The organism is Microbacterium allomyrinae (assembly GCF_020682705.1).
Lineage (GTDB): Bacteria > Actinomycetota > Actinomycetes > Actinomycetales > Microbacteriaceae > Microbacterium > Microbacterium allomyrinae.
Genome location: NZ_JAGTTN010000002.1, coordinates 342,904 through 356,733, shown reverse-complemented (window position 1 = coordinate 356,733; position 13,830 = coordinate 342,904). Strand labels below are relative to the sequence as shown.

The window sequence follows — 13,830 nt, the reverse complement described above, 5'->3', positions numbered from 1 at the left end:
CGCGCGGGCTCTGCCCGCGCGGGGCGTAGGATTGTGACTTCCAGCGGAGGGGAGACGATCGCGTGACCGAGACCGTCCCTCCCGCCCAGTCGTCGTCCCTGCGCCGTCTCGTGCCGCGCATCTTCTCGCGTTCGGCACGCCGCGACGACGTCGAGCAGCTCCTTCGCACGGTGCGCACGCACCATCCGAAGGGCGACCTCTCGATCATCGAGCGCGCCTACTCCGCAGCTCAGGCGGCGCACTCCGGTCAGGCACGGCAGAGCGGCGAGCCGTACATCACGCATCCGCTCGCCGTCGCCCAGATCCTGGCCGATCTGGGCCTCGGGCCCCGGGCGATCGCCGCGGCACTGCTGCACGACACGGTCGAAGACACCGACTACTCGCTCGATCGGCTCACCGCCGAGTTCGGCGACGAGGTCGCGATGCTCGTCGACGGAGTCACGAAGCTCGACAAGGTCAAGTACGGCGAGAGCGCCCAGGCCGAGACGGTCCGGAAGATGATCGTCGCGATGTCGCGCGACATCCGCGTGCTGCTGATCAAGCTCGCCGACCGGCTCCACAATGCCCGCACGTGGGGGTTCGTCCCGCCCGAGAAGGCGCGGAAGAAGGCGACGGAGACCCTCGAGATCTACGCACCGCTCGCGCACCGCCTCGGCATCCAGGCGATCAAGTCCGAGCTGGAGGATCTCTCGTTCGCGGTGCTGCACCCGAAGCTCTACGCCGAGATCGAGAGTCTCGTCAAGCAGCGCACGCCGCAGCGCGAGCAGTACGTGCAGAACGTCATCGACGCCGTCGACAGTGATCTGCGCGAGCTTCGCATCCGGGGGCGCGTCATGGGCCGCCCGAAGCAGCTGTACTCCGTCTACCAGAAGATGGTGGTCCGCGGCCGCGAGTTCGACGACATCTACGATCTGATCGGCATCCGCATCCTGGTCGGAAGCGTGCGTGACTGCTATGCCGTCCTCGGCGCGATCCACGCACGCTGGACGCCGCTTCCCGGTCGGTTCAAGGACTACATCGCGACTCCGAAGTTCAACCTCTACCAGTCACTGCACACGACGGTCATCGGCCCTGGCGGCCGGACGGTCGAGATCCAGATCCGCACCAACGAGATGCACCAGCAGGCCGAGTTCGGTGTCGCGGCGCATTGGAAGTACAAAGAGCGGATGAACGGCGCGAAGCCCGACGCCAAGTCGCTCGACACCGACATGGCATGGCTCGCCCACATCTCGGACTGGCAGGCCGAGACCGCCGATCCGGGGGAGTTCCTCGATTCGCTCCGATTCGAAATCGGTGCGAAAGAGGTCTACGTCTTCACGCCGAAGGGTCGGGTGATCGGTCTGCCGGCCGGCGCGACCCCCGTGGACTTCGCCTACGCCGTGCACACCGAGGTCGGTCACCGCACGATGGGCGCGAAGGTCAACGGGCGTCTGGTCCCGCTGGAGTCCGAGCTGAAGAGCGGCGATGTCGTCGAGGTCTTCACCTCCAAGAACCCCGATGCCGGACCCAGCCAGGACTGGCTGGGCTTCGTCCGCAGCACCCGTGCCCGCAACAAGATCCGCGGCTGGTTCACGAAAGAACGCCGCGAAGAGGCGATCGAGCAGGGCAAAGAGGCCATCGCACGCGCGATGCGGAGGCAGAATCTGCCACTGCAGCGCCTGATGAGCCAGGATTCCTTCTCCGAGGTCGCGCACCAGCTGCGCTACGAAGACGTGTCGGCTCTGTACGCCGCTGTCGGCGAGGGCCATGTCTCGACCCAGTCGGTCATCGAGAAGGTCACCTCCCTCGTCGCGGCGAACGACACCAGCACGGGTCCGATCGATCTGCCCACGGTCGGCCGAACGCGTGCACCGCGCGGCGGTGACTCGGGCGTGCTCGTGCGCGGAGCCCCCGACATCCTCGTGAAGCTCGCCAAGTGCTGCACTCCGGTTCCCGGAGACGAGGTCGTCGGATTCGTCACGCGCGGAAGCGGCGTCTCGGTCCACCGGGCCGACTGCACCAACGTCGCGTCGCTGAAGTCGGATCCCGAGCGGATGATCGACGTCGAGTGGGCGCCGACCACGAAGAGTATCTTCCTCGTGCAGATCCAGGTCGAAGCACTGGATCGTTCGGGCCTGCTCAGCGACGTCACACGAGTGCTCAGTGAGCACCACGTCAACATCCTCTCGGCCACCGTGTCGACGACGAATGATCGATTGGCGCTGAGCCGATTCGTCTTCGAGATGGGTGACATCGTTCACCTCGATCGGGTGCTGAACGCGGTGCGTCGCATCGACGCCGTCTACGACGTGTACCGCGTCACGTCTTCCTGATCTCACCCACCGCCACCCGGCGCAGCAGGGCGAGAGCGACACGCTTGTGGGGGAGTACCCCCGCCTCGAGGCGCGTGATCGCATCGGGGACCGAGGCAGGATGGGTGCCCGCGAGCAGCTGCATGGCCCGCGCATGCTCGTCGTCGCCGATGCGAGCGAGATCGATGAGCGTGCGCACGGGCGCGGTCACGCGGACCCCGCCCACGAGCTGAAGGTCGGAGGGATCCACGGCGAGGTCACGGTAGACCAGCTGCCGGCCGGGCACGACGTTGATGCGCCGAGACACCGCCCGCTGCACGGTGTGCCGCGCAGGCGGCAGGAGCAGCGCGCCGTGGATCCAGGCGGCACTCAGATGGGTCGCCGCCAATGTCACGCCCAGGATCCTGGTGAGCGAGCCGGCACGCAGGGCCGCGGTCTCGACCGCGTCCGCCGGGATGTAGGCCTCTCCGAGTTCGACGAGGTCGCCGTCCAGGCACGCGGCAGACAGCTCGGCGCGAGAGAGTCGGTCGTCGGTGAAGTACAGGAAAGGAGACGCCATGTCGGCAGTGTGCCCGACATCGCGCATCGACGGATGCCGCGGCCTCGCGCCCTGTGGAGAACCCCGTGCCGCTCATCGAGCGGCACGGGGTTGCGGACGTCAGGCGCTCACCGGTCTCAGCCGCCGAGGGCCCGCAGCCACGCCTGACGAGCCTCGAGCGCCTCGGTCGCCTTGGCGATCGCACGCTTGTCGCCGGACTTCTGCGCGGCCTCGACTTCGTCTTCGAGCTTCTGGATCGCCTCGGCGAGCTGGCGCGTCATGTCGTTGGCGCGCGCGGTGGTCTCGGGATCGTTGCGCTTCCAGTCGGCATCCTCACGCGAGCGCAGCGCCTGCTCGATCTTGCGGAGCTCGTCGTCGAGGGTGCGCTCCGCATCGCGGGGGAAGATCCGGCCGATCTCGTCCCATTCGCGCTGGATGCCCGTGAGCAATGCGCGCGCCTTGGTGATCGTGCGCTCATCGGCGACGGCCTTGGCCTGGTCGAGCAGGATGCGCTTGGCCGCGATCTTCTCGCGGGATGCTTCGGCATCCGCGGATTCGCGCTCGATTCGCGCACCGTAGAGTGCGTCACCGGCAGCTTTGAAGCGCGCCCACAGCGCGTCGTCGATCTTCTTGCCGGCACGGCCGGCGGTCTTCCACTCGTCGAGCAGATCGCGGTACGCGGGAATCCCGTCCTCGCCGCGTGGTGCCAGCGCCTCCGCCTTCTCGACGAGGCGGGTCTTGCTGTCGCGCACGTGCTTGTGAGATTCGTCGAGTTCTGCGTAGAAGGCACGACGGTGCTTGTCGACCGTGGCTCGCGCGTCGCGGAATCGCTTCCACAGCTGCTGGGCGGTCGCCTTCGGCAGTCGCGGACCGTTCTGCTGCTGCGACTGCCACTGATCGAACAGTGTGTTCAGCTCAGTGGTCGCCTGCTTCCACTGCACCGAACGAGGGTCGCGGGCGGCAAGCGCCTCGGCGGCCTCGACCAGCTCGGTGCGCGAGCGCACCGCGTCGTCGACCGCTTCGCGTGCGGCTGCCGCCTCGGTCTCGGACACCGCGGCGAGGGTGGCGTTCAGGGCTGCGACGCGGGCGTCGAGACCTGCGAGGTCGCCGACAGCGGCAGCGTTGTCGAGCTTGGCGGAGACGGTGCGAGCGGCCGCGCGCAGATCCGCCGCCGATGCACCACCACGGCGATGACGCACTTCGAGCAGCGTGACCTCGGCGGCGAGGTCGGCATACTTGCGCTCGAAGTATGCCAGTGCCTCATCGGTGGATCCGTCAGGATACTGTCCGACGACCCGCCAGCCTTCGGCCTCGCGGACCGAGACGGTGCCATCTTCCTCGACGCGGCCCCACGGCTCGCCGGCAGCGACGGGCGTCGCCGCGGGAGCAGGGGTCTTCCGTGCCGGGGGTTTCGGCCTGGCGAAGCCGCCGGGCGTCGGAATGGCGGGTGCCGGTGATGGTGAGGGAGCGTCGGTCGAGACGGACTCGGGCTCGGTGTCGGTGGCGGCTTCGGGCGCGGGCTCACCTTCGGGCGCGGGCTCGGCTTCTGGCTGGATGCCGGCTTCTGGCTCGGTGCCGGCTTCTGGCTCGGCGATCGGCTCTGCACCCTCCTCGACATGGGCGAGAAGCTCCGCGGGAACCACCGTGTCGCCCTCGGCCTCGGCCGCTTCGACATCGATGTCGTCCGCCGACCGCTCTGCTGCACGCGATGCGTCGACGTCTTCTGCGTCTCCCGAAGCTGCCGCCTCGACGGCTTGCGGCTCGGGAGCGGCGGTGTCGCGGTCAGTGCCGTCGCTTTCGACTGAGCCGGTGACGACGCCGTCGGTATCGACGACATCGATCTCGACGGGTTCGGTCGCGGGCGTCTCGACGCCTTCGGGCACGACGGACTCGGGATTGGATTCTGCTGCGGCAGTCACGGGATGCACCTCATCGCGGCTCGCGCCGCCGTTGGGGGAGTAGGACGGCTCCCAAGCCTAGTACGGCGGATGCCGCCGTCTCCGATGAGGTTGCGCGCCGCGTCAGGGAGTCGGGGTCGGGGTGACGCTCGAGTCCGGTGTCGGGGCCGGAGTCGTACCGGTGGGTGTCGGCGTGGACGTCGGCGCCGGCTCGGGCGCACCGGGACCGGCCACGAAGTACACCGTCTGTGCGGCGACGAGTCCGAGGATGAGCAGTCCTCCCGCGATGCCCGCGATCAGGTTGTCGCGTGTGCGGCGGCGCTCCTGCCCCGCGTGGAACTCCCGGCGCGCCTGATACAGCCGTGCCCGCTCCCGCGTCGCACGTGTATCGCGATCCTTGCCTCCGGTCGCCACGGGACCTCCTTCGCTCCGGGTCCGAGCCCGGGCCGGGTTGATCCTACGGCGCGGGCGCGGCGCCGGCCAAACCCGCCGACCGCCCACCGTCTCACCCCAGGGATAGCCTGGGAAGATGACTGTCCCCGCTCCGTCGCCACGCGCCGCCGGCGCCTCGCGTGGAGCCTCCGGGAGCATGGGCCCCCCGACCGCGCTGTTCCAGGGGCTGACCCCCCTCGCAGTCCGCATGCGCCCGACGTCGCTGGACGAGGTCGCCGGGCAGTCCCATCTGCTGCGGGCGGGCTCGCCGCTGGTCATGCTCGCCAATCCCGACGCGTCCGCGCGCGCCGCGACATCCGTCATCCTCTGGGGCCCTCCCGGCACGGGCAAGACCACGCTCGCGCAGGCGATCGCCCGGTCTTCGGGGCGCCGATTCGTCGAACTCTCCGCCGTGAGCGCGGGAGTGCGTGACGTCCGCGAAGTGATGCAGGAGGCGCTCACCCAGCGCGATCTGTACGGCCAGTCCACCATCCTCTTCCTCGACGAGATCCACAGGTTCACGAAGGCCCAGCAGGACGCTCTGCTGCCCGGCGTCGAGAACGGCTGGGTCGTTCTCATCGCCGCCACGACCGAGAACCCGTCGTTCTCGGTGATCTCACCGCTGTTGTCGCGCTCGCTGCTGCTGACGCTGCGCCCGCTCACCGACGAAGACCTGGGCATGCTCATCGATCGCGCGGTCGTCGACCCCCGCGGCCTGACGGGCGCCGTGTCGCTCAGCAGTGAAGCCCGCGATGCCCTGGTGCGACTTGCCTCGGGCGACGCGCGCCGTGCCCTGACGTCGCTCGAGGCTGCGGCATCGCTCGCCCTCCCCGCCGAAGAAGGCGACGAGGCGCCGGACGCCGCCGCCGTTGCGGAGATCACCGCCGAACACGTCGCGCAGGCCGTCGATCGGGCGCTGCTGCGCTACGACCGGCAGGGCGACGAGCACTACGACGTCATCAGCGCGTTCATCAAGTCGATCCGCGGCTCGGACGTGGATGCGGCGATGCACTATCTGGCGCGCATGATCGAAGCGGGCGAGGACCCCCGGTTCATCGCGCGGCGGCTGATCATCTCGGCGGCCGAGGACATCGGACTCGCCGACCCCCACGCCCTCGTGATCGCCGTTGCTGCGGCGGACTCCGTGCAGCTGATCGGCATGCCGGAGGGACGCATCCCACTCGCGGAGGCGACGGCGTATCTCGCGACGACCGCGAAGTCGAACGCCGCGTACCTCGCGATCGACGCGGCGATCGCCGACGTCCGAGGCGGCGGCTTCGGCCGCGTGCCCATGCATCTGCGCGATGCGCACTATCCCGGTGCCAAGCGCCTCGGCCACGGCAAGGGCTACGTGTATCCGCACGACTCCGAGATCGGAGTCTCCCCGCAGCAGTATCTCCCCGACGAACTCCGCGACCGCCGCTATTACGAGCCGACCAACCACGGCTCCGAACGCGATGTCCAGGCACGCCTGGAGAAGATCCGGCGCATCCTGCGCGGCGACCGATGAAGGCGTGCTGCGCCGCCGCCGGAGCGCCCGGCGGTTGCCACCGCCCCGTCTGATAAGCTTGACCGGCTCGAAACAGAGTTTTCGGGCATCCCCACCACCCTTCACAGCCTCCGGGTCGCCCCGACGTGCGTCTCGACAGGCAGGTGGCAGGGATACGTCCGTGAGTCGTGAAAGACACGGCCACGTCAACGGAAGGAACACTTCGTGGCAACGAAGTCCCAGGACCGCCGCAAGGTCCGCCTGTCCCGCGCCCTCGGCATCGCACTGACGCCCAAGGCGGCCAAGTACCTCGAGAAGCGCCCTTACGCGCCCGGCGAGCACGGTCGCACCAAGCGCAAGCAGGACAGCGACTACGCCGTCCGCCTCCGCGAGAAGCAGCGTCTGCGCGAGCAGTACGGCATCCGCGAGAAGCAGCTTCGCATCCAGTTCAACGAGGCACGCCGCACGCAGGGCCTGACGGGTGAGAACCTCGTCGAGCAGCTCGAGCAGCGTCTGGACGCCCTCGTCCTGCGCTCCGGCTTCGCCCGCACCACGGCGCAGGCGCGTCAGATGGTCGTGCACCGTCACATCCTCGTCGACGGACAGCTCGTCGACCGCCCGTCCTTCCGCGTGAAGCCGGGTCAGATCATCCACGTCAAGGCCAAGAGCGAGGGCACCGAGCCCTTCCAGGTGGCAGCCGCCGGCGGTCACGCCGACGTCCTGCCCCCGGTTCCCGCCTACCTCGAGGTCGAGCTCGACAAGCTGCAGGCGCGTCTCGTGCGTCGCCCCAAGCGCGCCGAGGTTCCGATCGTCTGCGAAGTCCAGCTCGTGGTCGAGTACTACGCAGCTCGCTGATCCAGCGAAGCGAATCGCACGAAGGGCGTCGGGGCAACCCGGCGCCCTTCGTCGTTTCCGCGATGGAGCGGGTCTTTTCCGCATACGATGGAGGGATGCCGCGACGGGCGGCTCCGCGAGGAAGTGGTGACATGAAGAAGCTGGTGTGGTTCCTGTTCGGTGTCGCCGGCGGATTCGTTCTCGCCCACCTCGTGAACAAGGACCCCCGGGGGCAGGAGCTCCTGGCAGACGTCGACGCTCGCATCACGGAGTTCACCGACCGCATCGGTGACGCGTACCGCGAGCAGGAGGCCCGATTCTCCGGGCTCGTCGACGATGTGCGGGATGCCGCCGCCGAAGTCGCCGGCGCCGCGAAAGCCGCGGCATCCGAAGCCGTCGACGCCGTCGCCGATACCGCAGACAAGCTCACCGACTGACCCATCGGCCTGTCTTCCCCGCTGGACGGGGGAGTGGACCGCGCATTGCGAGGACTTGAATGAAGACCGCCGAGATCGCCCAGCGCTTCCTCGACTACTTCGAGAAGAACGACCACACCATCGTGCCGTCGGCATCGCTGGTGACCGACGACCCGGCGCTGCTGTTCACGGTCGCCGGGATGGTGCCGTTCATTCCGTACCTGAGCGGTGATGTGCCGGCCCCGTATCGGCGCGCCGCCGACAACCAGAAGTGCATCCGCACCAACGACATCGAAGAGGTCGGCAAGACACCGCGCCACGGCACCTTCTTCCAGATGCTCGGAAACTGGTCGTTCGGGGACTACTTCAAGGACGGCGCGATCCGCTTCGCCTGGGAGCTGCTCACCTCGCCCGAGGACGAGGGCGGGCTGGGGTTCGATCCGAAGGATCTGTGGGTCACCGTCTACGAAGAGGACGACGAAGCGCGCGACCTGTGGCTGTCGCTCACCGACCTGCCCGACGAGCGGATCCAGCGTCTCGGCAAGGACACCAACTACTGGAGCACCGGGCTTCCGGGGCCGGCCGGCCCCTGCTCCGAGATCTTCTTCGACCGCGGACCCGAATACGGCATCGACGGGGGGCCCGCGACCGACGACGACCGTTACGTCGAGATCTGGAACCTCGTCTTCATGCAGTACGAGATCACCAACGTGCGATCGAAGTACGACTTCGACGTGGTGGGGGAGCTTCCTGCCAAGAACATCGACACCGGCATGGGGCTCGAGCGCATCGCGTTCATCAAGCAGGGCGTCGACAACATGTACGAGACCGACCAGGTGCGCCCGGTCCTGGACCGTGCGGTCGCCCTCTCGGGACGCACGTACGGCGCGAACCACGAAGACGACGTGCGCTTCCGCGTGATCGCCGATCACATCCGGTCCTCGCTGATGCTGATGTCGGACGGCGTCACGCCGTCCAACGACGGCCGCGGCTACATCCTGCGCCGCCTGATGCGCCGCGCGATCCGCTCGATGCGTCTGCTGGGCGTCGACGGACCGACGTTCGCCGAGCTGTTCGCAGCCTCGCGCGACGCGATGAAGGACGCCTACCCGGTCGTGGCGACCGACTGGGCGCGCATTTCGCAGTACGCGCTGGCCGAGGAAGCCACGTTCCTGCGCACCCTCGCCGCGGGCGAGACGCTCCTGGACGACTCCCTCGCACAGACGAAGTCGGCGGGCGGCACCTCGATCGCCGGCGCCGAGGCGTTCCTGCTGCACGACACGTACGGCTTCCCGATCGATCTCACGCTCGAGATCGCCGAGGAGGCGGGCCTCACCGTCGACCGCGCATCGTTCGACGCGCTCATGCAGGAGCAGCGGGCGCGCGCGAAGGCCGACGCGAGGGCACGCAAGCGCCAGCTCGCCGACACGAGCGTGTACCGCGACATCCGCGCCCAGGGCGAGACCGTGTTCACCGGCTACACCGATCTCGAGACCGAGTCGCGCGTGCTCGGCATCCTCGTGGACGGCGTCTCGATCGACCGCGCGACGACGGGTCAGATCGCCGAGGTCATCCTCGCCGACACCGCGCTGTACGCGGAGTCCGGCGGCCAGGTCGCCGACAAGGGCGTCATCGTCGGCCCGGGCTACGAGCTCGATGTGCTCGACGTGCAGAAGCCCGTGGCGGGCCTCATCAGCCACACCGTCGAGGTGACGGCCGGCGAGGTGGGTGTGGGTCAGCCGGCGACGTCGATCGTGGATGCCGCGAACCGGCGATCCGCGCGACAGGCGCACTCCGCGACCCACCTCGTGCACGCAGCGCTGCGCGACACGCTGGGCAAGACCGCGACGCAGGCCGGTTCGCTGAACCGCGCCGGCTACATGCGCTTCGACTTCACGTGGGGCCAGGCGCTGTCGGATTCCACCAAGACCGAGATCGAAGAGATCGCCAACAACGCGGTCCGCGACAACCTCGAGGTGACCACGCGCGTGCTCGCTCTGGACGACGCGAAGCAACTCGGCGCGATGGCGCTGTTCGGCGAGAAGTACGGCGACACCGTGCGGATGGTCGACATCGGCGGTCCGTGGTCGCGCGAGCTGTGCGCGGGCACCCACGTCTCGACGAGTGCGGAGATCGGGCTGATCAACCTCGTGGGCGAGTCGTCCGTCGGCGCATCGAATCGCCGTGTCGAGGCGCTGGTGGGACTGGACGCGTTCCGCTCGCTCGCCGCCGAGCGCGCGCTCGTGTCACAGCTGACTTCCACTCTCAAGACCCCCCGCGAGCAACTGCCCGCGCGTATCGCCGAACTCACCGCGAGCCTGAAGGCCGCGGAGAAGAAGATCGCCGCGTTCGAGGCGAAGGCTCTGGGCGATCGTCTTCCGGCTCTTGCCGCCGCCGCCTCCCGTGTCGGAGACACCCTGGTCGTCGCCGAGTCGATCGGATCGGCATCGTCGGGCGACGACGTACGTTCGCTCGCCCTGCAGGTGCGCGACCGCCTCGGCGCGGATGCGTCGGTCGTCGCGCTCGGCGCGGAGGTCAATGGCCGCCCGGTCGTGATCGTCGCCACCAACGACGCCGCTCGTGCCGCAGGAGCCAAGGCCGGGGTGCTCGCGAAAGCCGCGGCGTCCGTGCTCGGCGGTGGCGGCGGCGGTCGCGACGATGTCGCCCAGGGAGGCGGGACGGATGTCGCGGCACTGCCCGCGGCGCTGGCCTCGGTGAAGGGCGCGCTCGGAGCGTGAGCGACTTCCGCCGCGGGGTGCGCCTCGGCATAGACGTTGGCAAGGCCCGCGTGGGTGTCGCGCGCTGCGATCCCGACGGCCTGCTCGCGACACCGGTCGAGACGGTGGCCCGCGACGATGCCGCGATCGCGCGGCTCGTGGCCCTCGCGGAGGAGTACTCGGCGAACGAGCTCCTGGTCGGTCTGCCCTTGAATCTTCGGGGCGAAGACACTCCTTCGACCACGGATGCCCGGGAGTTCGCGGCGGCGCTGGCGACGGCATCCGGTCTGCCCGTCCGTCTTGTCGACGAGAGGCTCTCGACCGTGTCGGCGCACGCGGCATTGAGAAGTTCGGGCAGATCTCAGCGATCCTCGCGTAGCATCGTTGACCAGGTCGCCGCTGTCGTACTGCTCCAGCAAGCACTCGATGTCGAGAAGAGCACCGGCAGGCCGTCCGGAGTCCCCGTCCCCCAGGAGCCCGCCTGACATGCCCGATTCCCTGTCCGACGATCCGTTCGCGGATCTGTTCGGCAAGCTGCCCGACCCGCGGTCGCGCGAGCTTCGCAGCCCGGACACGGGCAACGGCTCGATACAGCCCGCGGCACCGGCGTCCACGGAGCACCCGGTGAACGGCGATGGCGCCCCCCTGTCACGCCGCGCCGCGCGCGAGGCGGCGGCGGCTCAGTCCTCACCAGAGAAGACCTCCCCGCCTGAGCAGAGCGCCGACGGCGTGACCACAGGCTCGACTGCTGCGCCGAGCCCGGAGCCTGCGGGCCCCGCCTCGGTGCGACACGACTCTGTTCCGACGCGCACCGAATCCGCCGAGGCGGCGAGCCGGTCCGGCGAGCCCGGCAGCGGGTTCCGCCCGGTCCCACTCCGTACGCCTCGCCCGACCGCGCCGATCGACGTCGTGGAGTCGGGCGGCGCCGACCCCTGGATCTTCGGCGCGGCCGCCGCCTCGCCCGCACTGCCGTACAGCCGCAGCGGCGCGATCGCCACGATTCCCGCGACCGGCACGCGCACGGCGACCGGCGAGACCGGCGGTATCGCGCAGCCGGACGGCGACGATGTGCCGTCACGCACAGGGGTGGCCGCCGAAAACGGCCGACGCGCCGCCACAGCCGACGGCGCGAACGCCGGCGGCAGCGCTCCGACCGGCAGCCTCGACGCTCTGTTCAGCGGCACCGGATCCATCGACGAGATCGGCACCGTGCCTCCTCCCAAGAACAAGCGCCGCCGCCGTATCGGCGGTTGGATCGCGCTCGGCGTCGTGCTGCTCCTCCTCGGCGGCATCGCCGGGGGCGGGTGGTACGTGTGGACGACGTATGAGGACAAGATCCGCGAAGTCATGGGCTGGGAAGAACCCCAGGACTTCGAGGCGGGCTTGGCCAACGGCGAGGCGTTCGTCACGATCGCATCGGGTGACACCGGTTCGCCGATCTCGCAGAAGCTCTACGACGCCGGGGTGACGAAGACCCCCGAGGCCTTCTACGACTACCTCATCGACTCGGGCCAGGACCCGATGTTCCAGCCCGGCTACTTCCAGCTGCAGAAGCAGATGACCTCCGAGGCCGCGCTGACTGCGCTCCTGGACCCGGCGAACCGGATGGAGAACACGGCGCAGCTGCGCGAAGGCCTGACGGTGGAGCAATCCCTGCCGCTCCTGGCCGACGGCACCGGCATCCCGCTCGAAGAGCTCGAGGCGGCCGCCGCCGACCCCGCGGCGTACGGCGTGAGCGCCGACTCGCTCGAAGGCTGGCTGTTCCCCGCGACCTACACGTTCACCCCCGAGGCGACCGCGACAGACGTGATCACGACGCTCGTGAACCGCACGATCGAGTCGCTGGATGCCGCCGAAGTGCCCGTCGAGGATCGTCAGCGCATCCTCACGATCGCCTCCATCATCCAGCGCGAAGCACGCTACGAGGCCGACATGCAGAAGGTCTCGACCGTCATCCAGAATCGCCTCGACGAGAGCAACCAGGAGACCTTCGGCAAGCTGCAGATGGACTCGACGGCGCAGTACGGCTATGGCGAGATGCACGACGGCACGGTGAGCTCGTCCGAAGAGGCGCTGAACGACCCGAATCCGTGGAACACGTACATGAACACCGGGCTGCCGATCGGGCCGATCTCCAACCCCGGGGATGTCGCGATCAACGCCGCGATGCACCCGGCCGAAGGACCGTGGCTGTACTTCGTGACCGTCAACCTCGATACCGGCGAGACCGTGTTCACCAGCACGTACAGCGAGCACCTGAAGTACGTGGACCAGTGGCAGCAGTGGTGCGGCGAACACCCGGACTCGGGGTGCTGAGCGACGACGCGACGCGTCTGGAGGTCTGGGGCGACCCGATCGCGCACAGCCGCTCGCCGCAGCTGCACACCGCCGCGTACGCGCTCCTCGGCCTCGAGTGGTCCTACGGCCGCCGTCGCGTCGACGAGCAGTCGTTCGCCGGCGAACTCGCCGGACTCGATGCGTGCTGGCGCGGCCTCTCGCTCACCATGCCGCTCAAAGGCGTCGCGTTCGCTGCAGCCGCGACGCACGACCGTCGCGCCGAGCTGACCGGCGCCGTGAACACGCTGCTGATCGGCCCCGATGGTCCGCGCGGGTTCAACACCGACGTCGGCGGCATCGTGCGCGCTCTCGCGGACGACGGCGTCACTGCTGTGCCGCGGGCGCGCGTGGTCGGCGCCGGCGCCACCGCGACCTCGGCTCTGGTCGCGCTCGGCGAGCTCGGTGCACGCGACGTGGAGGTCGTCGCGCGTCGCCCCGAGGCGGTCGAGCCGTTGCGCGTCCTCGGTCGACTGCTGGGCATCGAGGTCGTCGCCGGTGGATTCGAGGCCGCCGGATTCGAGGACGTCCCGGTGACGATCGCGACGCTCCCGGGTGATGCGCCCGTGACGGATGCCGTGGCCGACGCGCTCGCCCGCTCGGGCGGACTGCTGCTGGACGTCGTCTACGGACACTGGCCCACCGCGCTGTCGGCCGGGTGGGAGCGGACGGGCGGGAGCGCGCGGTCCGGCCTCGGAATGCTCCTGCATCAGGCGCTGCTGCAGGTGCGGATCTTCGTCCACGGCGATCCCGCGACTCCTCTGGCCGGCGCTGCCGGGCTCGCCGACGAGGACGCGCTCGTGGATGCCATGCGCCGGGCGCTCGAAGCGCCGCCCGAGAGCTGACGCCGGAACGCGACGTAACCCGCACCGCGCACGTGG

At 69.3% G+C, this 13,830-nt stretch carries 11 protein-coding genes; 8 read left to right on the top strand and 3 right to left on the bottom strand.

The genetic code is table 11. The features are described 5' to 3' along the window. Positions 1 to 62 precede the first annotated feature (62 nt). Complete coding sequence (locus KEC57_RS08010; RefSeq protein WP_229384047.1) at positions 63 to 2,312, top strand: RelA/SpoT family protein; 2,250 nt, start codon at positions 63 to 65, stop codon at positions 2,310 to 2,312. Here KEC57_RS08010 and KEC57_RS08005 read toward each other — a convergent pair. The 3 genes from KEC57_RS08005 to KEC57_RS07995 form a co-directional block, all read right to left on the bottom strand. Then, the gene (locus KEC57_RS08005) at positions 2,299 to 2,850 is read right to left on the bottom strand and encodes a type IV toxin-antitoxin system AbiEi family antitoxin (RefSeq protein WP_229384046.1); all 552 of its coding nucleotides are present in this window, start codon (positions 2,848 to 2,850) and stop codon (positions 2,299 to 2,301) included. The two genes, KEC57_RS08010 and KEC57_RS08005, sit on opposite strands and share 14 nt — an antisense overlap. Before the next feature lie 116 nt (positions 2,851 to 2,966). Further along, on the bottom strand, positions 2,967 to 4,748 hold the full coding sequence (locus tag KEC57_RS08000; RefSeq protein WP_372456988.1) for a DUF349 domain-containing protein: 1,782 nt from the start codon (positions 4,746 to 4,748) through the stop codon (positions 2,967 to 2,969). 102 nt (positions 4,749 to 4,850) lie between these two features. Then, positions 4,851 to 5,141 carry a dioxygenase gene (locus tag KEC57_RS07995; protein WP_229384045.1) on the bottom strand — a complete coding sequence of 97 codons (291 nt, stop codon included), beginning with the start codon at positions 5,139 to 5,141 and terminating at the stop codon, positions 4,851 to 4,853. Positions 5,142 to 5,316: 175 nt separating this feature from the next. On the opposite strand from KEC57_RS07995, the gene KEC57_RS07990 reads away from it, so the two are divergent. The 7 genes from KEC57_RS07990 to KEC57_RS07960 all read left to right on the top strand — a co-directional run bounded on the left by KEC57_RS07990 (position 5,317) and on the right by KEC57_RS07960 (position 13,794). Then, entirely contained in the window at positions 5,317 to 6,669 is a 1,353-nt protein-coding gene (locus tag KEC57_RS07990; RefSeq protein WP_229384044.1) for a replication-associated recombination protein A, read from the top strand. A gap of 204 nt (positions 6,670 to 6,873) precedes the next feature. Continuing rightward, positions 6,874 to 7,503 (top strand): 30S ribosomal protein S4, encoded by a 630-nt coding sequence (gene rpsD / locus KEC57_RS07985; RefSeq protein ID WP_229384043.1) that lies wholly within the window; start codon positions 6,874 to 6,876, stop codon positions 7,501 to 7,503. A 131-nt stretch (positions 7,504 to 7,634) separates the two neighbouring features. Continuing rightward, entirely contained in the window at positions 7,635 to 7,919 is a 285-nt protein-coding gene (locus tag KEC57_RS07980; protein ID WP_229384042.1) for an ATPase, read from the top strand. A gap of 59 nt (positions 7,920 to 7,978) precedes the next feature. Further along, a complete protein-coding gene (alaS, locus tag KEC57_RS07975; RefSeq protein ID WP_229384041.1) occupies positions 7,979 to 10,636 on the top strand; it encodes an alanine--tRNA ligase in 2,658 nt (885 codons plus the stop codon). Further along, positions 10,633 to 11,100, top strand: coding sequence for a Holliday junction resolvase RuvX (gene ruvX, locus KEC57_RS07970; protein ID WP_229384040.1), 468 nt, complete (start codon positions 10,633 to 10,635; stop codon positions 11,098 to 11,100). Before alaS ends, ruvX begins: the two co-directional genes overlap by 4 nt. Position 11,101: 1 nt before the next feature. Continuing rightward, positions 11,102 to 12,931 carry an endolytic transglycosylase MltG gene (gene mltG / locus KEC57_RS07965; protein WP_229384039.1) on the top strand — a complete coding sequence of 610 codons (1,830 nt, stop codon included), beginning with the start codon at positions 11,102 to 11,104 and terminating at the stop codon, positions 12,929 to 12,931. Beyond that, positions 12,898 to 13,794, top strand: coding sequence for a shikimate dehydrogenase (locus tag KEC57_RS07960; protein WP_229384038.1), 897 nt, complete (start codon positions 12,898 to 12,900; stop codon positions 13,792 to 13,794). Before mltG ends, KEC57_RS07960 begins: the two co-directional genes overlap by 34 nt. The last annotated feature ends 36 nt before the right edge of the window (positions 13,795 to 13,830 follow it).

Bases quoted from the DNA above. Each gene is read 5' to 3' on its own strand.
- KEC57_RS08005 (WP_229384046.1), bottom strand. From the start codon at position 2,850: ATGGCGTCTCCTTTCCTGTACTTCACCGACGACCGACTCTCTCGCGCC.
- KEC57_RS07990 (WP_229384044.1), top strand. From the start codon at position 5,317: ATGGGCCCCCCGACCGCGCTGTTCCAGGGGCTGACCCCCCTCGCAGTC.
- KEC57_RS07980 (WP_229384042.1), top strand. From the start codon at position 7,635: ATGAAGAAGCTGGTGTGGTTCCTGTTCGGTGTCGCCGGCGGATTCGTT.
- alaS (WP_229384041.1), top strand. From the start codon at position 7,979: ATGAAGACCGCCGAGATCGCCCAGCGCTTCCTCGACTACTTCGAGAAG.
- mltG (WP_229384039.1), top strand. From the start codon at position 11,102: ATGCCCGATTCCCTGTCCGACGATCCGTTCGCGGATCTGTTCGGCAAG.